The 20,037-nt window shown below is 76.1% G+C and carries 15 protein-coding genes; 5 read left to right on the top strand and 10 right to left on the bottom strand.

Features of this window, described 5'->3' with window-relative positions:
* Nucleotides 1–138: 138 nt before the first annotated feature.
* Nucleotides 139–1,497 (top strand): alpha-amylase family glycosyl hydrolase, encoded by a 1,359-nt coding sequence (locus FZ988_RS07995; protein ID WP_149203474.1) that lies wholly within the window; start codon nucleotides 139–141, stop codon nucleotides 1,495–1,497.
* 142 nt (nucleotides 1,498–1,639) lie between these two features.
* Entirely contained in the window at nucleotides 1,640–3,034 is a 1,395-nt protein-coding gene (locus FZ988_RS18735; protein WP_149203475.1) for a GNAT family N-acetyltransferase, read from the top strand.
* Between the two features lie 87 nt (nucleotides 3,035–3,121).
* Here the strand turns inward: FZ988_RS18735 and hemL are convergent, their stop codons facing one another.
* From hemL to hemE, 8 genes are all read right to left on the bottom strand, one after another.
* Nucleotides 3,122–4,513: a glutamate-1-semialdehyde 2,1-aminomutase gene (gene hemL, locus FZ988_RS08005; RefSeq protein WP_149203476.1), complete on the bottom strand. Its 1,392-nt coding sequence runs from the start codon at nucleotides 4,511–4,513 to the stop codon at nucleotides 3,122–3,124.
* Nucleotides 4,510–5,532, bottom strand: a complete 1,023-nt coding sequence (gene hemB, locus FZ988_RS08010; RefSeq protein WP_149203477.1) for a porphobilinogen synthase — start codon at nucleotides 5,530–5,532, stop codon at nucleotides 4,510–4,512. Before hemB ends, hemL begins: the two co-directional genes overlap by 4 nt.
* Nucleotides 5,529–6,599, bottom strand: a complete 1,071-nt coding sequence (locus FZ988_RS08015; protein ID WP_149203478.1) for a uroporphyrinogen-III synthase — start codon at nucleotides 6,597–6,599, stop codon at nucleotides 5,529–5,531. Before FZ988_RS08015 ends, hemB begins: the two co-directional genes overlap by 4 nt.
* On the bottom strand, nucleotides 6,596–7,567 hold the full coding sequence (gene hemC, locus FZ988_RS08020; RefSeq protein ID WP_246169346.1) for a hydroxymethylbilane synthase: 972 nt from the start codon (nucleotides 7,565–7,567) through the stop codon (nucleotides 6,596–6,598). The genes FZ988_RS08015 and hemC overlap by 4 nt, the downstream gene beginning before the upstream one ends.
* A gap of 210 nt (nucleotides 7,568–7,777) precedes the next feature.
* Nucleotides 7,778–8,998: a ferrochelatase gene (locus FZ988_RS08025; RefSeq protein WP_149203480.1), complete on the bottom strand. Its 1,221-nt coding sequence runs from the start codon at nucleotides 8,996–8,998 to the stop codon at nucleotides 7,778–7,780.
* A complete protein-coding gene (gene hemQ / locus FZ988_RS08030) occupies nucleotides 8,995–9,768 on the bottom strand; it encodes a hydrogen peroxide-dependent heme synthase (protein ID WP_149203481.1) in 774 nt (257 codons plus the stop codon). The genes FZ988_RS08025 and hemQ overlap by 4 nt, the downstream gene beginning before the upstream one ends.
* Before the next feature lie 138 nt (nucleotides 9,769–9,906).
* Nucleotides 9,907–11,397: a protoporphyrinogen oxidase gene (hemG, locus tag FZ988_RS08035; RefSeq protein WP_246169317.1), complete on the bottom strand. Its 1,491-nt coding sequence runs from the start codon at nucleotides 11,395–11,397 to the stop codon at nucleotides 9,907–9,909.
* A 1-nt stretch (nucleotide 11,398) separates the two neighbouring features.
* A complete protein-coding gene (gene hemE / locus FZ988_RS08040; protein ID WP_149203482.1) occupies nucleotides 11,399–12,493 on the bottom strand; it encodes a uroporphyrinogen decarboxylase in 1,095 nt (364 codons plus the stop codon).
* Between the two features lie 57 nt (nucleotides 12,494–12,550).
* On the opposite strand from hemE, the gene FZ988_RS08045 reads away from it, so the two are divergent.
* A complete protein-coding gene (locus FZ988_RS08045; RefSeq protein WP_246169348.1) occupies nucleotides 12,551–13,831 on the top strand; it encodes a glutamyl-tRNA reductase in 1,281 nt (426 codons plus the stop codon).
* A gap of 17 nt (nucleotides 13,832–13,848) precedes the next feature.
* On the opposite strand, the gene FZ988_RS08050 is transcribed toward FZ988_RS08045, so the two are convergent.
* Nucleotides 13,849–15,339 carry a CoA-acylating methylmalonate-semialdehyde dehydrogenase gene (locus FZ988_RS08050; protein ID WP_149203483.1) on the bottom strand — a complete coding sequence of 497 codons (1,491 nt, stop codon included), beginning with the start codon at nucleotides 15,337–15,339 and terminating at the stop codon, nucleotides 13,849–13,851.
* A gap of 179 nt (nucleotides 15,340–15,518) precedes the next feature.
* Between FZ988_RS08050 and FZ988_RS08055 the strand changes: the two genes are divergently transcribed.
* Nucleotides 15,519–18,137 carry a helix-turn-helix transcriptional regulator gene (locus FZ988_RS08055; RefSeq protein WP_149203484.1) on the top strand — a complete coding sequence of 873 codons (2,619 nt, stop codon included), beginning with the start codon at nucleotides 15,519–15,521 and terminating at the stop codon, nucleotides 18,135–18,137.
* Nucleotides 18,134–19,378, top strand: a complete 1,245-nt coding sequence (locus FZ988_RS08060) for an MFS transporter (RefSeq protein ID WP_149203485.1) — start codon at nucleotides 18,134–18,136, stop codon at nucleotides 19,376–19,378. The genes FZ988_RS08055 and FZ988_RS08060 overlap by 4 nt, the downstream gene beginning before the upstream one ends.
* Nucleotides 19,379–19,756: 378 nt before the next feature.
* Here FZ988_RS08060 and FZ988_RS08070 read toward each other — a convergent pair whose 3' ends face one another.
* Nucleotides 19,757–19,999, bottom strand: a complete 243-nt coding sequence (locus FZ988_RS08070; RefSeq protein ID WP_149203486.1) for a ribbon-helix-helix protein, CopG family — start codon at nucleotides 19,997–19,999, stop codon at nucleotides 19,757–19,759.
* Between the last annotated feature and the right edge of the window lie 38 nt (nucleotides 20,000–20,037).

Genomic DNA, 20,037 nt, shown 5'->3' on the forward strand with positions numbered 1-20,037 from the left:
CGCCAGGGCGGGCGCGGTTCCCCGCGTGGTGCGCGCCCGTGCGGGCTACCGTGGCACGGCGCCGGAGCCGGGACCCGACGTCCGGCGGGCCTCGACGGCACCTGAGCAGCACCTCGGCAGCACCTCGACGGGAGACGCATGCGGGACTGGGTCGAGCACGCGATGTGGTGGCACGTGTACCCCCTCGGCTTCGTGGGTGCGGAGAAGGACGCGCTGCCCGACGGCGCCGAGCCGGTCCACCGCCTCCCGCACCTGACGGCGTGGCTCGACTACGTCGTCGACCTCGGCCTGTCGGGCGTCGCCCTGGGCCCGGTGTTCGCCTCCCACACGCACGGGTACGACACGGTCGACCACCTGCGCATCGACCCGCGGCTCGGGACGGAGGCGGACCTCGTCGCGTTCCTCGACGCCGCGCACTCCCGCGGCCTGCGGGTCACGCTCGACGGCGTGTTCAACCACGTGGGCCGGGGCTTCCCGGCGTTCGCGGAGGTGCTGCGCCACGGCCCCGGCGGGCCGACGGAGGACTGGTTCCACCTCACCTGGCCCGACGGCGCGGGCCCCGGGACCGAGCCGGGCTACGTCGACTTCGAGGGCCACCACGCGCTCGTCGCGCTCAACCACGCGTCGCCGGCCGTGGCCGACCACGTCGTCACCGTGATGAACCACTGGCTGGACCTCGGCGTCGACGGCTGGCGCCTCGACGCCGCGTACGCGACCCCGCCGGCCTTCTGGGCGCAGGTCCTGCCGCGCGTGCGCTCCGCGCACCCGGACGCGTACGTGTTCGGCGAGGTGCTGCACGGCGACTACGTGGCGGTCGTCGAGGAGGCCGGGTTCGACGCGGTCACGCAGTACGAGCTGTGGAAGGCCGTGTGGAGCTCCCTCAACGACGGCAACTTCTTCGAGCTCGCCTGGGCCCTCGAGCGGCACAACGGGTTCCTCGAGCGCTTCGTCCCCGTGACGTTCGTCGGCAACCACGACGTGACACGCATCGCCAGCCGGCTCACGGACCCGCGGCATCTCACGCATGCGCTGACGCTCCTCTTCACGCTCGGCGGCACGCCCACCGTGTACGCGGGCGACGAGCAGGGCCTCCTGGGCGTCAAGGAGGACCGCGCCGGTGGGGACGACGCGATCCGGCCCGCCTTCCCGCCCCAGCCGGTCGAGCTCACGCAGACGCCGGGGCTCGCCGTGCTCCCGGGCGGCGGCTGGCCCGTCTACCACCGCCACCAGGAGCTCATCGCGTTGAGGCGACGCCACCCGTGGCTGCACCGAGCCCGCTCCGAGACGCTGACCTGCACCAACACCGAGCTCGTCTACGCGGTGCGTGGCGACGGCGGGGTGCTCCTGGTCGCGCTCAACCTGGGCGACGGACCGGTCACGCTCGCGGTACCGGGCGCGCGCGGCGTCGAGGCAGGCACGGGCACGCTGCACGACGCCGGTGGCGGCGACGCACGGGTCACCCTGGAGCCGCACGCGTCCGCCGTGCTGACCGTGTAGCAACGGCGCACCCCTGGGGCACCCACGCCGCCCCGCCCCGCCCCGCCCAGCGGCACCCCCGCACCACCCGCCGCACGCCGCCGCGCCGTACCCCCGCGGTTTGGAGTGGACGCCAGATGCCCTTCGCCGCCACGCTCGGGGCATGAGCACCGACACCGTCCGGCAGCTTCCGGGCGGGCTCGTGCTGCGCGCGGCCCGACCCGCCGACCTCGAGCAGGTCGCCGCGCTCCTCGCCGAGCGCGGCGAGCCCGAGGACGCGGTCGACCTGCGGCTCGCCGTCGAGGATCCCGCGCTCGGCTGGGACGCGTGCGGGGTCGTGGTGGACGGGGACCGCGTGGTCTCCACGGCGACGCTGCTCGACGAGACCGTGCGCGTCGGCGACGTGTGGCTCCCCGCCGGCCAGGTCGAGCTCGTGGCGACCGACACCGCGTACGAGGGTCGGGGCCTCGTGCGCGCGCTCATGGGCTGGGCGCACGACCGGTCCGCGGAGCGTGGCCACCTGCTCCAGGTGATGATCGGGATCCCGTACTTCTACCGGCTCTTCGGGTACGAGTACGCGATCGACATCCCGCCCGCACGGTTCGTCGACCGGCCCTCAGCCGCCGTGACCGACGTGCCCGAGCTCACCGCCGTCGCGGACGACCCGGGGCTCGCCGCCGCCGCTGCCGTGGTCGAGGAGCTGACGGCAGCCGCCGGCGCGGCGCACGCGTCGACGTCCGAGCCCGCGCCGCCGACCGCCGGGCACGCGGACCCGCCGGGCGCCGAGCGCGGACCGGCGCAGCCCGTCCTGCGCAGGGCCGTCGCCGCCGACCTGCCCGCGCTCGCACGCCTCCAGGCGCGCGCGCAGTCCGGGTTCGACGTCGCGATGCCCCACCCCGAGGCACGGCAGCGCTGGCTGCTCGAGCACGAGGCGAGCGTCACCTGGGTGCTCGACGTCGCAGGCGAGGTCCTCGCCGCCGCCCGCACCTCGCCCCCGGGGTCGAGCGTGGTGGTCGCCGAGGCCGCGGCGCTCGACATGATCGGTGCCGAGGACCTCCTGGTGGGGCTCGCGCGCGAGTTCCCGGGCTCGACGTTGCGCGCCGTGCACCGCCCAGGCACCGCGACGGGTGACGCGTGGGAGGCGCGCATGCGGCCCGCCCCGGACCGTGCCGAGCAGTACTACGCGCGGATCCCCGCGCCCGAGGCCGTGCTCGACGCCCTGCGGCCCGTGCTGCACGCGCGCCTCGTCGAGTCGGGCGTCGCGCACGGTGGGCGCGACGTCGTCGTCTCGACGTTCGGCCGGCACTACCGCATGGCCGTGACCGACGCCGGGCTCGGACCCGTCCACGTCGGCGGTCCCATGCAGGACCCGGCGGAGCAGGGTGCGGTCGGTGTCGCGCCCGACCAGCTCCCGGCGCTGCTCCTGGGCCCGCTGGGCCTGCGCGGGCTCGGCCGGATCAGGCCCGACGTCTACGCGGGCCGCGCCGACGCCCCCCGCTACGAGGCCCTGTTCCCGCCGCTCACGGCCGACCTGCTGACGTACTACCTGCCTTGGTGACCGAGGCCGCCCGGTGGGTGCACGCGGTGCGGTGACGCTGCGCGGCCCGGAGGGTGGGTGTGTCCGGCTGAGGGCGCCCGGCCACGGTCAGGCGGTGGCGGCCGCCGCGGCGCGCGCCGCGGCCGGCAGGGCGTCGAGGATGCGCCCGACGGCGGCGTCGTCGTGCGCGGCCGAGACGAACCAGGCCTCGTAGACCGAGGGCGGCAGCGAGACGCCCGCGTCCAGCATCGCGTGGAAGAACGCGGTGTAGCGGAACGCGTCCTGGGCCTGCGCCTGCGCGTAGTCCACGACGCCGTCCCGGGCCGCGGCCGCGCCGAAGAACGGCGAGAACAGGCTCCCGGCGTTCTGGACGCGGTGCGCGACGCCGGCCGAGTCCAGGGCGTCGTGGAGCGCGGTGCGCAGCGTCAGCGAGACCTCGTCGAGGCGGCGGTAGACCGCGTCGTCGGCGAGCCGCAGCGTCGCGAGCCCGGCGGCGACCGCGACCGGGTTCCCGGACAGCGTCCCGGCCTGGTAGACGGGGCCCACGGGCGCGAGCAGGTCCATGAGCGCGGCCGGGCCGCCGATCGCGGCGACGGGCATGCCGCCGCCGATCACCTTGCCGAACGTCACGAGGTCCGGCGCCCACGCCGGCGCACCCTGGCCGGCGCCGTCGTGCGTCGTGCCCGGGCCCGCTGCCGCGCCCGTGCCGACGTCGGACGGCGTGCCCGGGAAGCCCGCCTCTAGGCCCCACCAGCCGGACGGCCCCACGCGGAAGCCGGTGAGCACCTCGTCGAGGATCAGCAGGGCGCCGTGCGCGGCCGTGATGCGGCGCAGCGACGGGTTGAACCAGGGCAGCGACGGGACGACGCCCATGTTGGCGGGCTGCGCCTCCGTGATGACCGCGGCGATGCGGTCGCCGTGCTGCGCGAACGCCTGCTCGACGGCCGTGACGTCGTTGTACGGGAGCACGAGCGTCTCGGCTGCCGTCGCCTCGGTGACGCCCGCGGAGCCGGGCAGCCCGAGCGTCGCGACGCCCGAGCCGGCGGCCGCGAGGAGCCCGTCGGAGTGACCGTGGTAGCAGCCCGCGAACTTGATCACGAGGGGTCGCCCGGTCGCGCCGCGCGCGAGGCGCACCGCGGTCATCGTCGCCTCGGTCCCGGTCGAGACGAGCCGCACCCGCTCCGCGAACGGCACGCGGCGGCGCACCTCCTCCGCGAGCTCGACCTCGGCGACCGTGGGTGCCCCGAAGGACAGCCCGCGCGCGGCAGCCTCCTGCACGGCCGCGACGACCTCGGGGTGCGCGTGGCCGAGGATCGCCGGCCCCCAGGAGCACACGAGGTCGACGTACTCGCGGCCCTCGACGTCGGTGACGTAGGGACCGCGGGCGCTCGCGAGGAACCGCGGGTCGCCGCCCACCGAGCGGAACCCGCGCACGGGTGAGCTCACGCCGCCGGGCAGCGCCTGCAGCGCCCGCGCGTACGCCTCGTGGTTCGTCGTCATCGCACGTCCTCCCGCAGCCAGCCCGCGAGCTCGAGGGCCCAGTAGGTCAGCACCGCGTCGGCGCCCGCCCGGCGGATGCTCAGCACGGACTCCTCGACGGCACGCCGCCGGTCGATCCACCCGTGCGCGGCGGCCGCCTCGACCATCGCGTACTCGCCGGACACCTGGTACGCCCACACGGGCACCTCGCTCGCGGCGGCGACGTCGGCCAGCACGTCGAGGTAGCTCATCGCGGGCTTGACCATGACCACGTCGGCGCCCTCGGCCACGTCGAGCAGCGCCTCGCGGACGCCCTCGCGCCGGTTCGCCGGGTCCAGCTGGTAGGTGCGTCGGTCGCCGACGAGGGTCGACTCGACGGCGTCGCGGAACGGGCCGTAGAACGCGGACGCGTACTTGGCCGCGTACGCGAGGAGCGCGACGTCGTGGTGACCGGCGCCGTCGAGCGCGTCCCGGACGGCGGCGACCTGGCCGTCCATCATGCCGCTGAGGCCCAGCAGGTGGGCGCCCGCCTCGGCCTGGGCGAGGGCCATCGCGCGGTACTGCTCGAGCGTCGCGTCGTTGTCCACGCGGCCGTGCGCGTCGAGCACGCCGCAGTGCCCGTGGTCCGTGAACTCGTCCAGGCACAGGTCAGCCTGAACGACGACGGCGTCCCCGACCTCCGCGACGACGTCGGCGAGGGCCTGGTTGAGGATGCCGTCGGCCCGGCACGCGGCCGAGCCGGTCGCGTCGCGGGTGACCGGCACCCCGAAGAGCATGACGCCCCCCAGGCCTGCCTCGGCGGCCCGGACGACCTCGGCGCGCAGGCTGTCGCGGCTGTGCTGCACCTGGCCGGGCATCGAGCCGATCGGCAGCGGCTCGGTCGCCCCCTCGCGCACGAACAGAGGCAGCACGAGCTGGGCCGGCGCGAGCGTGGTCTGCGCCGCGAGCCGCCGCATCGCGGGCGTGCTGCGCAGGCGCCGGGGCCGGACGCGCGGGAAGGCCCCCGGGCTGTGCGGGGCCGGGCTGGGTGGGGGAGTCACGGGGCCTCCTCGTCGGGGACTTCGGGGGCGTCAGTCGCGACGGGCGCGTCGGGATCGGCGGGCAGGTCTGGTGCCGCGGGCGCGTCGGGTGCCGCGGCCGGTGCGTCCGACGGCGCGGCGTCGAGGGTGCTCACGTGCGCGGGGCCGCCGAGCGCGTACCGCGCGAGGGCATCGACGAGCGCCTCCGCGGACGCGGCCTCGGGCACCACGTGCACGCGCAGGCCGTGGTCGAGGGCGGCGCGCTCGGTGCGCGGGCCGATGCAGCAGACCGCGGTGGTCGGCGGCGGGGGGCCGACGAGCTCGACGAGGTTCGTCACGGTGCTCGCGGAGCTGAGCAGGACGGCGTCGAACTGGCCCTCGCGCACCTCGGTGCGCAGGCCTGCGCCCGGGACCGGCCCGCTGAGCGTGTGGTACGCGACGACCTCGTCGACCTGCCAGCCGAGCTCCCGCAGCCCGTCGGCGAGCGTGGCCTCCGCGAGGTCGGACTGCGGCAGCAGGATGCGTCCGGGCCTGCCCAGGCTCCCCGGGGTCCCGTCGTCCGCGCGCGGGAAGTCCGCGAGGAGCCCGCGCGCGGACCGCTCACCGCTCGGCATGAGCGCGGGCGCCACGCCGACCCGCTCGAGCGACCGCGCCGTGCCGGGCCCGACCGCCGCCACGCGCGTCTCGCCGACGAACGTCGCCAGCGCCGTGCCCGGCGTCTGCCGCCCGCGGTTCGCGAGCGTCGCGACACGGCCCGCCAGCGACATGACGGTCGTGCTGCTGGTGACGACGAGCCAGTCGTACTCGCCGCGCGCGAGGGCGGTGATCACGGAGTCGTACGACGTGAGGTCGGTCGGCGGTGCGAACTCGATGAGCGGCACGACGACGGCCTCGCCGCCCTGCTCCTCGACGAGCGACGTCACGCGCTCACCCCACTCGCCGCCGCGCGGCACGAGCACGCGCCACCCGCGCAGCGGCCCGGGCGTGGCCCCGCTCGGCCGGGCCGTCTCGGGTGCGGCTCCACCGTCGGCTCCACCGTCGGCCGCGCCGGCGCCGACGGGCTCGTCGGGCCTGGTCGGGGGCGTCATCGGGCGGGTCCGATCTCGGCGAGGTCGGCGGCTCCGTCGGCGAGGAGGCGTTCGGCGACCTGCTCGCCGAGGTCACGCGCGGCGGCGACCTGGGCGTCGCGCCCGTCGGGGAGCCGGACGGACGCCGAGCTGCGCAGCTGGACCGCGCCGTCGGGCCGGCAGACGACGGCGTCGAGCGTCAGGCGCCGGGGGGCGTGCCCCGCGTGGCCGCGTGGGTCGGCAGGGCCGCCGGCACCGTCGGTGAGCCGGCCGAGTGCTCCGACGGGTGCGGCGCAGCCGGCCTCGAGCGCGGTCAGCAGGGCGCGCTCCGCGGTGACCGCGAGGCGTGTGGGCAGGTGGTCGAGGCGTGCGAGGGCGTCCGCGAGGCGCGGGTCGCTCGCCAGGAGCTCGTCGCGGCACTCGACGGCGAGGGCGCCCTGGCCCGCGGCCGGCGCCATCACGGCGGGCTCGATGAGCTCGGTCGCGGCCGCGAGCCGGCCGAGCCGCGCGAGGCCCGCGGCCGCGAGCACGACGGCGTCGAGGTCGCCCGGGCCGTCGGCGCCGCTGCCGGGGACGCGACCGAGGCGGGTCTCGACGTTCCCGCGGATGTCCAGCACCTCGAGGTCGTCGCGGAACGCGCGCAGCTGGGCGGCACGCCGCGGCGACCCCGTGCCGACCCGTGCCCCCGCGGGGAGGTCGGCGAGGAGCAGCCCGTCGCGCGCGCACAGCACGTCGCGCGGGTCCTGGCGCTCGGGCACGGCGGCGACCACGAGGCCCTCGGCGGGCAGTGTGGGCAGGTCCTTGAGCGAGTGCACGGCGAGGTGGCAGCGTCCGTCCAGCACGGCCTCGCGCAGGGCGGCGACGAACACGCCTGCCCCGCCGAGCGACGCGAGCGAACCGGTCAGGCGGTCGCCGTCGGTCCGGATGCGCACGAGTCCCACGTCGTCGGCTCCGAGCCCGGCGAGCGCGCGCAGGCTGTCCGCGACCATCCCGGTCTGCGTGAGCGCGAGCGTGCTGCCGCGCGTCCCCACGAGCACGCGCGCGCCGTCGGCGGGCACGGCGTCCTCCGCAGGCGCAGCGTCCTCGTGAGGCGCAGCGTCCTCGATCGGCACGGCGTCGTTCATCGGCACAGCGTCCCCCTGCCCCTGGTGCCGGTGCTGTCCCCGGGCGCGGGGACGGTGCTCATCGTGCCACCGCCGTCACGGTGCGATGCCAGCCACCGCAGGTCGTACCTCCCCGCGCATCGCCGGGTTGGTGCAGCAGCCGGGCCGGCACACGTCGTACCAGGGGCCCAGGGACGTCAGGGCCGGTCGGGGTCGCGGCCCCTGCCCGGCGTCCGCGGGGTCACGGGCGAGGCGCTCCTCGACGAGGTCGACGAGCCCGGTCACGAACGCGGGGTCGACGCCGGGGGTCGGCACGCGCTCGGCGTGCATCCCCGCGTCGCGGGCCGTGGTCAGCGCCTCCTCGTCGAGGTCCCACATGACCTCCATGTGGTCGGAGACGAACCCGAGGGGCACGATGACCACCGCGCGCACGCCCCGCTCGGCGAGCTCGGTGATGGCGTCGTTGATGTCGGGCTCGAGCCACGGCGTCGTCGGGGCGCCGCTGCGCGACTGGTAGACGAGCGACCAGGGGACGGCCGAGAGCTGCCCGGTCGCTCCGCCCGTGCCGACATCGCTCGCCGTGCCGACGCTTGCCATGACCACGTCGGCGACGGCGCGGTGCTGGGCGCCGTACGCGCCGTCGGGCCCGAGGTCGGCGTCGGGCGGGCCGGAGGCGACGGCCGTCGACGTGGGGATCGAGTGCGTGGCGAACAGGACGTGCGCGTCGCGGGCGAGGTCGGCGTCGGCGCCGAGGGCCTCGTGCGCGCGGACGAGCGCGGCACGCACCCCTTGGACGAAGGGCGTGACGAACCCGGGGTGGTCGAAGTACTGCCGCACCTTGTCGATGGTCATCTGACCGGTGAGCCCGGTCTCGGCGAGGGCGCCGGCGAGGTCCTCGCGGTACTGCCGGCACGACGAGTAGGACGAGTAGGCACTCGTGACGACCGCGAGGAGGCGGTCGTGGCCCGCGGCGTGGGCCTCGAGCAGCGCGTCGCGCAGGTACGGGTCCCAGTTCCGGTTGCCCCAGTACACGGGCAGGTCGAGGCCGCGGGACCCGAGCTCGGCGTCGAGCGCGGCGCGCAGGTCCCGGTTCTGGGCGTTGATCGGGCTCACGCCGCCGAACGCGCGGTAGTGGTGCGCGACCTCCTCGAGGCGCTCGTCGGGGATGCCGCGTCCGCGGGTGACGTTGCGCAGGAAGGGCAGGACGTCGTCCTGGCCCTCGGGGCCGCCGAACGAGACGAGCAGCACCGCGTCGTAGGGGGCGGGCGCCTGGGGGTCGCGGTCGGGCAGGGTCGACGGGTCGACGACGGCGGTCATCGCAGCACCTCCGCGACGTCGCCGGCGGGGATGCGCCGGCCGGTGAAGAACGGGATCTCCTCGCGCACGTGGCGGCGTGCGTCGGTCTCGCGCAGGTGGCGCATGAGGTCCACGAGCTCGCCCAGGTCGTCCGCCTCGAGGCCGAGGAGCCACTCGTAGTCGCCGAGCGCGAACGAGGAGACGGTGTTCGACAGCACGTCGGGGTGCTCGCGACCCTTGCGGCCGTGCTCGCCGAGCATCGCGCGACGCTCCTCGGCGGGCAGCAGGTACCACTCGTACGAGCGGACGAACGGGTAGACGGTGAGCCACTCCCGCGGCGTCGTGCCCCGCATGTACGCGGGGGCGTGGTTCGCGCTGAACTCGGCCCCGCGGTGGACGCCGAGCGCGGACCACGTGGGTGTGAGCGGGGCGAGCTCGGCCGTGCGGCGCAGGCGACGCAGGGCGGCCTGGAGGTCCTCGGCACGGTCGCCGTGGAGCCAGATCATGAGGTCCGCGTTGGCGCGGAGGCCGGAGACGTCGTAGAGGCCGCGCAGCACCACGCCGTCGCCGAGCGCGTCGACCTCGTCCGCCAGGGCGGCGCCCGCGGCTGCGCCGCCGTGGGTCCGGTGGGGGCGGGCGAGCACCGCCCAGAGCGTCCAGGTGCCGGCGGTCTCGTCGGCGAGCGGTGCACCGTAGGCGTCCGCGGCGCCCGGTGCGGTGCCCGGGGTGCCCGGCGCTGCGGGCGTCCCGAGGGGTGCGGAGCTGGCATCGGTCGGGGGCACGGCGTTCATGAACGCAGTCTGCGCGACCGGGAGCAGAATGCGGAAATCGTGCGCCCCGCACCCCGGAAATGACAGATTGTCAGAACGGGCGCCGGTCGGGGAATGCTCGTGGAGCCGCGCGGAAATGCCTCCCGGAGCCGGGCCTGCTCACCCCGCGAGGGGAGGGCGCGGCGACTCGAGGATCGCCTGCGCCGTCGCCTGCGCGTCCGCCACGACCGCGACGAGCCCGGTCCCCGCGAGCCATGCCCCGCACGCCCGCACGCCCGCACGGCCCAGCGCGTCCCGCACCGCGACGACCCGGTCACGGTGCCCCGGCTGCGCGTACGGCAGCCCGCCCGGCCAGTCCCTGCGCGCGAACCCGACGACGTCCTGCGGGCGCAGCTCGACACCGAGCAGCCGCGCGGCGTCGGCCAGGGCGACGGCCTCGAGGTCCTCGTCGACGTCCTCCGGGAGGCGCCCGCCCGCCCGGCCGTAGGACAGCCGGACCACGTGACGCCCGCCCGCCGTCTGTGCGAGCCAGGCCCACTTGGTCGTCGCGTGCGTGAGCGCCTTGGCCCGCACGCCCGGGACGCCTGCCGCGACGAGCACACCCGTGCCGCGCGGTGCCGCGTCGAGCACCGCCGCGTCCAGCACCAGCGTCGCGAGCACGACGCCCGTGTCGACCGGCGTCGCGAGGTCACGCACCTGCGGCACCATGTGCGCCGCGAGCCGGGCGGCCGCCGGGCCGGGCACCGCGAGCACGACGGTCCCCGCGCCGACCGTCTCCCGCGCGCCGTCGTCGTCGCCGTCGCCGTCGCCGTCGACCGCGAGCCGCCAGCCCGCGCCGTCGCGCACGAGCCCCGCCACGGTGGCACCCGTACGGATACGCCCGCCGTGCGCCACGACGTCGTCCGCCAGGGCCGTGACCAGGCGGTTCATCCCGCCCCGGAGGCCCGCCACGGCCGACCCCGCGGGTGCGGCGGCCCGCACCCGGCCGACCGCCGCGCCGAGCGAGCCGTGCTCGCGGAGCAGGCCACGGACGGTCGGCAGGACGGCGTCGAGGTCGACGTCGTCGGGCTCCGCCGAGTGCACCCCGGTCACCACGGGCGCGACGAGCCGCTCGAGCACGCGCCGGCCGAAGCGTGCGCGCACGAGGTGGCCCAGGCTCACGGGGCCCCCGTCACCGAGGCCCACCGATGCGGGCAGCACGCGATCGGCCGACGCCCGCAGCGCGCCGAGCACGCCGATCGCACGCCGCACGTCGGGCGACCACGGGGCGGAGGGGATGCCCAGCACGCCGGCGCGCGGGAGCGGCAGCGCGCCGTCGGGCAGCTGGACCCAGGCGCCGAACGGGGCGGGGACCACGACGTCGTCCGCGAGCCCGAGCTCGGTCACGAGGTCGAGGACGACCGGCGAGCGCGTCGCGAAGGACTCGGCGCCCGCGTCCAGGCGCAGGGCCGGGCGGTCGCCGGCGTCGACGTCGTGCACCGCGACGCAGCCACCCAGGCGGTCCGACGCCTCCAGGACCAGCACGTCGACGCCCGCGTGGGCCAGCGCGCGCGCGGTCACGAGCCCCGCGACGCCACCCCCGACCACGACGACGTCCGCCCCCGCGGGAGCTGCGTGCCCGGCCCCGGCCGGAGCGCTCTCGGCTCCCACGTCACTCCTCGCCGTGCGCGAGCCGGACGATGCGGGTCAGGACGTCCGGGTCCGTCGTCGGGGGGACGCCGTGGCCCAGGTTCAGCACGTGCGCGGGCGCCTGCGCGCCGCGGGCCAGGACGTCACGCACGTGCGCCTCGAGCACCGGCCACGGGGCGCCGAGCAGCGCCGGGTCGATGTTGCCCTGGAGCACCGTGGTCCCGCCGAGCCGCCGGTTGGCCTCGTCGAGGCCGATGCGGTGGTCGACGCCCACGACGTCCGCACCGACGTCGCGCATGGCGCGCAGCAGCTCGCCCGTCCCCGTGCCGAAGTGCACGATCGGCACGCCCAGGTCCACCACGTGGGACAGCGCGCGCGACGACGCCGGCGCGACGTGCGCCTCGTAGTCGGCGAGCGACAGGGACCCCGCCCACGAGTCGAAGAGCTGCGCGGCGCTCGCCCCGGCGAGGACCTGGGCCCGCAGGAACGCGCCCGTGACGTCCGCAGCCCAGTCCATGAGCGCACGCCACGTCTCGGGCTCGCTGTGCATCAGGGTGCGTGCGCGCAGCTGGTCCTTGGACGGGCCGCCCTCGACGAGGTAGCTCGCGAGCGTGAACGGCGCACCGGCGAACCCGATGAGCGGCGTGCCGCCGAGCTGGGCGACCGTCCGCTCGACCCCCTCGACGACGGGGGCCAGCGCGGCGGGGTCCAGCGGAGCGAGGCGAGCGACGTCCTGCGCGGTGCGCACGGGCTCGGCGAACACCGGACCCGTCCCGGGGACGATGTCCACGTCGACCCCCGCGAGGAGCAAGGGCACCACGATGTCGCTGAAGAAGATGCCGGCGTCGACCCCGTGCCTGCGCACCGGCTGGAGCGTGATCTCGCTCCCGAGCTCCGGGTCGAGGCACGACGCGAGCATCGTGACGCCGCGGCGCAGCTCGCGGTACTCCGGGAGCGACCGTCCCGCCTGGCGCATGAACCAGACAGGCGTCCGGGCGTGTGCCGACGTGTGGGGTTCGTCACTCGTGACGCCCGGCCGTTCGCCGCGGAATGCGCGGACCAGCGGGGAATAAACGGTGCGGCCGTCGACCAGGGGATGCGTTGCGGGGAGCGTCACCCTGCGATTGTGCCGAACATTCTTCGGCCTGGTTCAATCAGGCTCGTTGTGGTGCTCATGACCCTTACGGCGAGTCACCGCGATCTGGACCTCGACGTCCTCGAGCAGCTCAGCTCGGGGGCCCACTCCGTGGCCAAGCAGGTCGTGTCGGACAGCCCAGCGATCACCGGTTGCGTCGTCCTGGCGACATGCAACCGGTTCGAGGTGTACCTCGAGACGACCCAGGCGGCCGGTGACGCGGCGGCCGTCGCGACCGAGGCCGTCGCACGTGCGAGCGGCCTCCCGCACGACGACGTGGTCGCGTCCCTCCAGCCCCGGACGGGCCCCGAGGTCGCCCGGCACCTGTTCGCCGTCGCCTCCGGGCTCGACTCGATGGTGCTCGGCGAGCGCGAGGTCGCCGGTCAGGTGCGGCGTGCGCTCGAGACCGCACGCCTCGACGGCACCACGAGCGCGACGCTCGAACGCCTCTTCCAGCGGGCCTCGCGCACGTCCCGCGCCGTCGGCTCGCGCACCCCCCTGGGCAGCACCGGACGCTCGGTCGTGGGCGTCGCGCTCGACATCGCCGCGCACGACCTGCACGCCGTGGGCCTCGACCTCGCACACGCGTGCGTGCTGCTCATCGGCACCGGCTCCTACGCGGGCGCGACGCTCACGGCGCTGCGCGCACGCGGCGTGAGCCAGGTCTGCGTGCACTCGCCGTCCGGCCGCGCCGAGCAGTTCGCCGCCGACCGCGGGATCGAGGCCGTGCCGCCCGGCGGCCTCGGCGACCACCTCTCCCGCGCGGACATCGTCGTGTCCTGCAGCGGTGCGCTCGGACCCGTCGTCGACGCCCCGATGGTCACCGCCGCACGCGCCCGGCACCGCGGGCCCGCCGGCGCGCCGCGGCCCATGCTCCTCGTCGACCTCGCGCTGCGGCACGACATCGACCCGACCGTGGCGCACGTGCCCGGCGTGCGGCTCATCGACCTCGCGACCGTCCAGGCGCACTCGCCCCACACGGTCTCGCCCGCCGTCGACGCCGGGCTCCTCATCGTCGAGGAGAGCGCGCAGGCGTTCGAGGACGCGCTCGCCGAGCAGGCCGTCGTGCCCGCCGTCGTCGCGCTGCGCAGCCACGTCGAGCAGGTGCTCGGTGCGGAGGTCACGCGCCTGCGCGCCCGCGGTGCCGACGACGCGACCGTCGAGCAGGTCGAGCGGTCCCTGCGCCGGTTCGCCGCCGCGATGCTGCACGGCCCCACGGTGCGGGCCCGGGCGAGCGCCCACGGCGGCCACCCCGAGGAGTACCGGGCCGCGGTCGAGATGCTGTTCGGCATCGACGTCCCGCGGCCGCCCGCGCCCTGACCCGCCGAGCGCGGGCCTCAGCTGTGCGTCGGGAAGCCCAGGTCCACGCCGCCGTGGCCGGGGTCGAGCCACCGTGACGTCACGACCTTGCCGCGCGTGAAGAAGTGGACGCCCTCGGCGCCGTGCGCGTGGGAGTCGCCGAACAGCGACTGCTTCCAGCCGCCGAACGAGTAGTAGGCCATCGGCACGGGGATCGGCACGTTGACGCCGACCATGCCGACCTCGACCTCGTACTCGAACCGCCGGGCCGCGCCGCCGTCGTTCGTGAAGATCGCCGTGCCGTTGCCGTACGGGTTCGCGTTGATGAGGCCGAGCCCCTCGTCGTAGGAGCCGACGCGCACCACGGACAGCACGGGGCCGAAGATCTCGTCCGTGTAGACGGACATGCCCGGCGTGACCCGGTCGAAGAGCGTGGGGCCCAGCCAGAACCCGTCCGGCGACCCGTCGGGCTGCACGTCACGGCCGTCGACGACGAGCTCGGCGCCCGCGTCGACCCCGGCCGCGACGTAGCCCGCGACGCGGTCGCGGTGCTCGCGCGTGACGAGCGGGCCCATGTCGCAGCCGCGCCTGCCGTCCCCGGTGCGCAGGCGCGCGACCCGCTCGGCGATCTTCGCGACGAGCGCGTCCGCCACCGGCTCGACCGCGACGACGGCGGAGATCGCCATGCAACGCTCGCCCGCGGACCCGAACCCGGCGTTGACCGCGGCGTCCGCGGCGAGGTCCAGGTCGGCGTCGGGCAGCACGAGCATGTGGTTCTTGGCCCCGCCGAGCGCCTGAACGCGCTTGCCGTGCGCCGTCGCCGTCTCGTACACGTGCCGCGCGACGGGCGTGGACCCGACGAACGAGACGGCGCGCACGTCGGGGTGGCGCAGCAGGTGGTCCACGGCCTCGCGGTCCCCGTGGAGGACGGTGAGCACGCCGTCGGGCAGCCCGGCCTCCTTCCACAGCTGAGCCATGAGGTCCGGCGCCGACGGGTCCTTCTCGCTGGGCTTGAGCACCACGGCGTTGCCCGCGGCGATCGCGACGGGCACGAACCACAGGGGCACCATCGCCGGGAAGTTGAAGGGCGAGACCACGGCGACGACGCCGAGGGGCTGCCGCACCGAGTGCACGTCGACTCCCGACGAGACACCCTCCGAGTGCGAGCCCTTGAGCAGGTGCGGCATGCCGCACGCGAACTCGACGACCTCGAGCCCGCGCGTGACCTCCCCGAGCGCGTCGGACAGGACCTTGCCGTGCTCCGCGGTGATCAGCGCCGCGACGTCCTCGGCGCGCTCCGCGAGGAGCTGGCGGAACGCGAACAGGACCCGCGCCCGCTGGGTCAGAGAGGCCCGCCGCCACCCGGCGCTCGCGGCGACCGCGCTCGCGACGGCCTGGTCGACGACGGCGCCGTCCGCCAGGTCCAGCGCGGCGGTGACCTCGCCCGTGGCCGGGTCGTGCACCGGCGACGTGCGAGCCGCCGTGCCGGACCAGTGCGTGCCGTCGATCCAGTGCGTGATGCGCTCCATGGCGAGCAGTATCGACTGCGACCCCCGGGATGCGCGATGGGATCCGCAGATCTGCTCACCTCGCAGACACACGTGGGAGGACTCTGGGCCGAGCCGGGCCTGTGCCGTGCACGGCTTCACCCGCCCGGCCGTGGTGCCACGCGCGGGCCCGTGCGACGTTCGACCTAGGCTGGCCGGTGATGAGCACCGCGACGAGCCCGCCCGGACCGGCGGGCGGCATCCTGGGCGCACCGCGCCTCCCGTCGTGGCTCGTGGCCCGGCCGAGGCTCGTGGCGGCGCTCGACGTCGACGTGCCGCTCACCGTCGTCCGCGCGCCCGCGGGCGGCGGCAAGTCGGTGCTCCTCGCGGAGTGGGCCCGGACCTCCTCCGCGAGGGTGCGCGGCATCTGGGTCGACGTCGACGTCGACGGCGGGACCGCGCGCACGGCGTTCTGGGTGCAGGTCGTCGAGCTGCTCCAGGACGCGGGCCTCGTCGGCCCCGAGCACGTCCTCGCGCTCGGTGTGGACGCGCTCCGTGAGACGTCGGACGCGCGGGGGCTCCTGCGACGCGGGCTCACGCAGCTCGGCCCGCTCGTCCTCGTCGTCGACGGCGCCGACGGGCTCGACGCCGAGACCGCCGACGACCTCGTCGAGCTCGCCGCGACCGTGCCGGCCCTCCGGGTGGTCGTCGCGGTGCGGGGCGGGCGCGCGTTCGACCCGGCCCAGGCGCGGCTCCGGCTCGACGTCGAGGTCCTGGCGGAGGAGGCGCTGGCCCTGACCGTCGCCGAGACGGCCACGATGCTCGGGGCCGACCCGGACGAGGCGCGCACCGTGCACCGTGCGACGGGTGGGTTGCCCCTGGCCACCCGTGTGGTGCACCTCGAGCGTGAGGGCGCGGGCGGGGCCGACCCCACCGTCGCGCTCGAGCGCCTCGTGCAGCAGGCGACCGCGTCGCTCGACCCGGCGACCGAGCGGCTCGTGCGCCTCACCGCCGTCGCCGACTCGTTGACGCCCGCGCTCGCCGAGCAGCTCACGGGCGACGGGGACGCGGCCGCGCGCCTTGAGGACGTCGCCGCGCACGGCCTCGGGACCTGGTCCCACGGACGCGACGGGCTCGAGCTCCGGTACACGACGGTGGTGCGACAGGTGCTGCGGCAGTCGCTGCGCGCCACCGACCCGGTGCGCTACGCCGAGCTCCGGCGAGGGGTCGCGGCGTGGTGCGACACCCACCGGCGCCCGCTCGAGGGGCTCGCGGCCGCGGTGGACGCGGACGACCTCGACCTCGTGAGCGGCATCATCGCGCGGCACTGGTACGACCTGCTCAGCCTGCACGCCGGGCAGGTGCGCCCGGTGCTCACCGTGATCCCCGTGCACCGCCTGCGCCGCTACCCGTTCATCCTCTTCTACCTGGCGATCGCGGAGAACGCCGACCGGCACCGTCGCCGGCAGGCCGTCACCCTGTTCGGCCTCGCGGTCGCCGCCGCGCGGATCCACCCGTCACGCGTGCCGCCGGCGGACAAGGTGCGGCTCCGGATGGTCGAGCTCGTCGCCCTGCGGCTCACCGGTCAGCGCCGCCCGCTGCTGCACGCGGCGCACACGGTCGCCCAGCTCGTGGCCGACCTGCCGCTCGTGGACCGCGGCGAGCTCCTCCCGATCCTGCCGACGGTCCACGCGCAGACGGGCATCGCCTTCCTCTACACGGGCCACGCGGAGGAGGCCGTCGCGCAGTTCCAGCAGGGCCTCAGCGCCGCGTCGGGGCCGACGGCGGGACTGCACAACCTCGCCTGCCTCGCGGGCACGCACGCCCTCATGGGGGACGTCCGACGAGCCCGTGACCTCGTCGAGGAAGCCCGCCGCCGGAGCTGGCCGGACGGCTGGCCCGACGGGTACATGGGATCGATGTACCGGCTCGCCGAGGCGGTCCTGGCGGTCGAGGAGCTCGACGCCGGTGGTGCCCAGAACCATCTGGACGCGCTCGCCCCGCACCTCGAGACCATCGAGCACTGGCCCCTTCTCACGTACGTCCAGGCCACCGTGGACCTCGTCGCGGGCCGACCGGCCGCGGCGCTCGAGCGGTTCGACGCCACGCTGCGCCTGCACCGGGAACGCCGCTCGTCGACGGCCCTCAACGGGCGCCACCTCGATGCGACCCGGATGCTGCTGCTCGTGGCCACGGGCCGCGCGCACGACGCCGTCAACGCGGCACCCGCGGGGGCGGCCGACCCGGTGGTCGCGCTCGCCCTCGCGCGCGCACAGCTCGTCGCCGGGATGCCGGAGAAGGCGCTCGCGGGGCTCGCGCGCGTCGGCGGCCGCCTCGGTGCCGGCGTGCGGGCCCGGGCCGACCACTCCGTCCTCGAGGCCGCGGTGCTCGCGGAGCTGGGCCGCGACGCCGACGCGGCGCAGGTGCTCGCGCGGGCTGCGGCGACGCTCGAGGTGAACGGCCTGCGTCTGCCCCTCCTCCTCGTGCGTGCCCGTGACCGGGTCGCGCTCCTACGCGTCGCGTCCGAGCACGGGCTCGAGGCCGCGACCCGGCTCCTCACCGAGGGCGAGCTGCCCGACCTCGTGCCCGACGGCCTCGGGCTCCCCCTGCTGACGCCGCGCGAGAAGGTCGTGCTCGAGGCCCTGACACGGACCGGCTCCGCGAGCGAGATCGCGGCGGAGCTCCAGGTCTCGACGCACACCGTCAAGTCTCAGCTCCGCACCCTCTACCGCAAGCTCGGCGCGACGTCCCGCGAGTCCGCTCTCGCCACCGCGCGACGCGTCGGCGGGCTCGGCACCCCCGGCGCGGACCTGGTCGGCCCGACGGAGCCCGGGCCGTGACGCTCTCGACAGCCACGCCCGTCCGGCTGCGCCGGTTCGTCCCCGCGGTCTCGGCCGTCACCCTCGCCCTCAGCGCCACATACGCGGCCGTCCTCGTCGTGCTCCTGCCGGCGCAGGTCGCGGCGCTCGACCCCGACGCCAAGGCCACCAACCTCGCGATCGTGACCACGGTGTCGTTCGCGCTGACCGTCGCGGCCCAGCCGCTCATCGGCGCGCGCAGCGACCGGACGGGCGGGCGGCTGGGCCGGCGCGCCCCCTGGATGCTCGGCTGCGCGGTCGTCGCGGCCGTGCTCCTGGTCACCCTGGGCGCGGTGCACACGCTGGCCGCGCTCGCCGTCGTGTGGGCCCTCGCGCAGTTCGCCCTCAACGGGGTCGACATCGCCGCCTCGGCGGCGGTCCCCGACCAGGTGCCCGTCGCGCGGCGCGGGTCCGTGTTCGCCGTGCTCGGCTTCGTCGCGGTGCTGGGGGCTGCCCTCGGCGTCGTCGCGGCGGGCGAGGCGACCGACGCTCGAGGCCCGTACGCGAGCCTGGCGGTGGCGGTCGTCGTCGTCGCCGGTCTCTACGTGCTGCTCGACCGGGACCGGCCGGTCGTCGCGCCCGCGGTGCCCGCGGGCCGGGCCCGGTGGGCCGGTGTCCGGGAGGCGGCGGCCACGATGAGCCGGACGCCAGTGTTCGCGCGTGGGCTCGCCGCCCGGCTCCTCTTCGGCCTCGCCTACCAGCTCGTCTACGCGTTCCAGCTCTACGTGCTCGTGGACCACGTGGGCGTGCCCGAGGACCAGGCGCAGGCGGTGCTCGTGCGGCTCACCGTCGGGGTGCTCGTCGCGATCCTCGTCGGGGCGGTGGTCGCCGGCTGGTGGAGCGACCGGGTGCGCGACCGCCGCCCGTTCATGGCGGGAGCCTCCGCGCTCCTCGCGGTCGCCCTCGTCGTCCCCGTCGTGGTGCCGACGGTCGCGGGGATGGCGGTCTTCGCCGTGCTCAAGGGCCTCGCGTTCGGCGCCTTCGCGGCCTGCGGGACGGCTCTCGCGACCGAGGCGATGCCGCACGGCGGCGCGACGGCGGGGCGTGACCTCGGCGTGTACAACGTGGCGACCAACGTGCCCCAGACCGTGGCCCCGGCGCTCGCGGCGGCGCTCGTCGGGAGCGCCGGGGGCTACCCGGCGCTGTTCGCGGTCGCGGCCGTGGTCGCGGTCCTCGCGCTGTGGGTCAGCGCGCGCATCCCCGCGCCGGCGCCCGAGGCCTGAGGGGCGGGCTGCGTCGAGGCCCCAAGGTGGTCGACGTCGGTTCGTCGCCCGGTCTCGAAGCCCCTCCCTGCAGCTGCCAACGCCCGAACGCGCGCCCGGACGCGACGTCGTCCCACCGCACGGCCGGCGGCATGACCGGGAGTTGATCGTTGCCGCGCGTAGCGTCCAGCGGGCGGAGTGCTCGCCTGTCGCGCTCGTCTCCAGCCTCGAGGATCAGGACCACGGTCTCCAGCATTCGGGCTTGGGTGTCGAACCCCAGGCGCAGCTCTCGGTGGGGCGGGCCGTCTTCGTCGATGGGCTCGATCCACAGCGCCGACGTGGCCGCCTGGACAGCGTCCTCCGGCGAGACGCCGTGCTTGAGCGCGCTGCGATGGACCTTCACGCGGCGAAGTGGGCGAGTGCGGCCCGGATCGCCTCGGACCTACTCATCTCGTTCTTGGCGGCGGCCGCGTCCAGGGCGTCGAGCTCCTCAGCGGTCAGCCGGACCGCCACGACCTGCATTGGTTCAGCCCCCCGGCCTGGACGTCCGCGGCCTCGACGCTTGAGGGTGTCGACGTCGTAGCCGGACTCGGCCTCATCCGCCCACTTCTGGATCTGCTCTTCGCTCACTGCCACCGGCATATCGTATGACGAAAACGGGTCGGTCGCTAGAGGCGTGG

Origin of the sequence: Actinotalea subterranea, assembly GCF_008364845.1 — a bacterium.
GTDB classification, from domain to species: domain Bacteria; phylum Actinomycetota; class Actinomycetes; order Actinomycetales; family Cellulomonadaceae; genus Actinotalea; species Actinotalea subterranea.

Coding starts and splice junctions, on each gene's coding strand:
- FZ988_RS08015 (WP_149203478.1), bottom strand. CDS start 6,599: ATGACGCCCCCGACCAGGCCCGACGAGCCCGTCGGCGCCGGCGCGGCC.
- FZ988_RS08025 (WP_149203480.1), bottom strand. CDS start 8,998: ATGACCGCCGTCGTCGACCCGTCGACCCTGCCCGACCGCGACCCCCAG.
- FZ988_RS08070 (WP_149203486.1), bottom strand. CDS start 19,999: ATGCCGGTGGCAGTGAGCGAAGAGCAGATCCAGAAGTGGGCGGATGAG.
- hemC (WP_246169346.1), bottom strand. CDS start 7,567: ATGGTCGCGGACAGCCTGCGCGCGCTCGCCGGGCTCGGAGCCGACGAC.
- FZ988_RS08050 (WP_149203483.1), bottom strand. CDS start 15,339: ATGGAGCGCATCACGCACTGGATCGACGGCACGCACTGGTCCGGCACG.
- FZ988_RS18735 (WP_149203475.1), top strand. CDS start 1,640: ATGAGCACCGACACCGTCCGGCAGCTTCCGGGCGGGCTCGTGCTGCGC.
- FZ988_RS08045 (WP_246169348.1), top strand. CDS start 12,551: ATGACCCTTACGGCGAGTCACCGCGATCTGGACCTCGACGTCCTCGAG.
- FZ988_RS07995 (WP_149203474.1), top strand. CDS start 139: ATGCGGGACTGGGTCGAGCACGCGATGTGGTGGCACGTGTACCCCCTC.
- hemL (WP_149203476.1), bottom strand. CDS start 4,513: ATGACGACGAACCACGAGGCGTACGCGCGGGCGCTGCAGGCGCTGCCC.
- FZ988_RS08055 (WP_149203484.1), top strand. CDS start 15,519: ATGAGCACCGCGACGAGCCCGCCCGGACCGGCGGGCGGCATCCTGGGC.
- hemQ (WP_149203481.1), bottom strand. CDS start 9,768: ATGAACGCCGTGCCCCCGACCGATGCCAGCTCCGCACCCCTCGGGACG.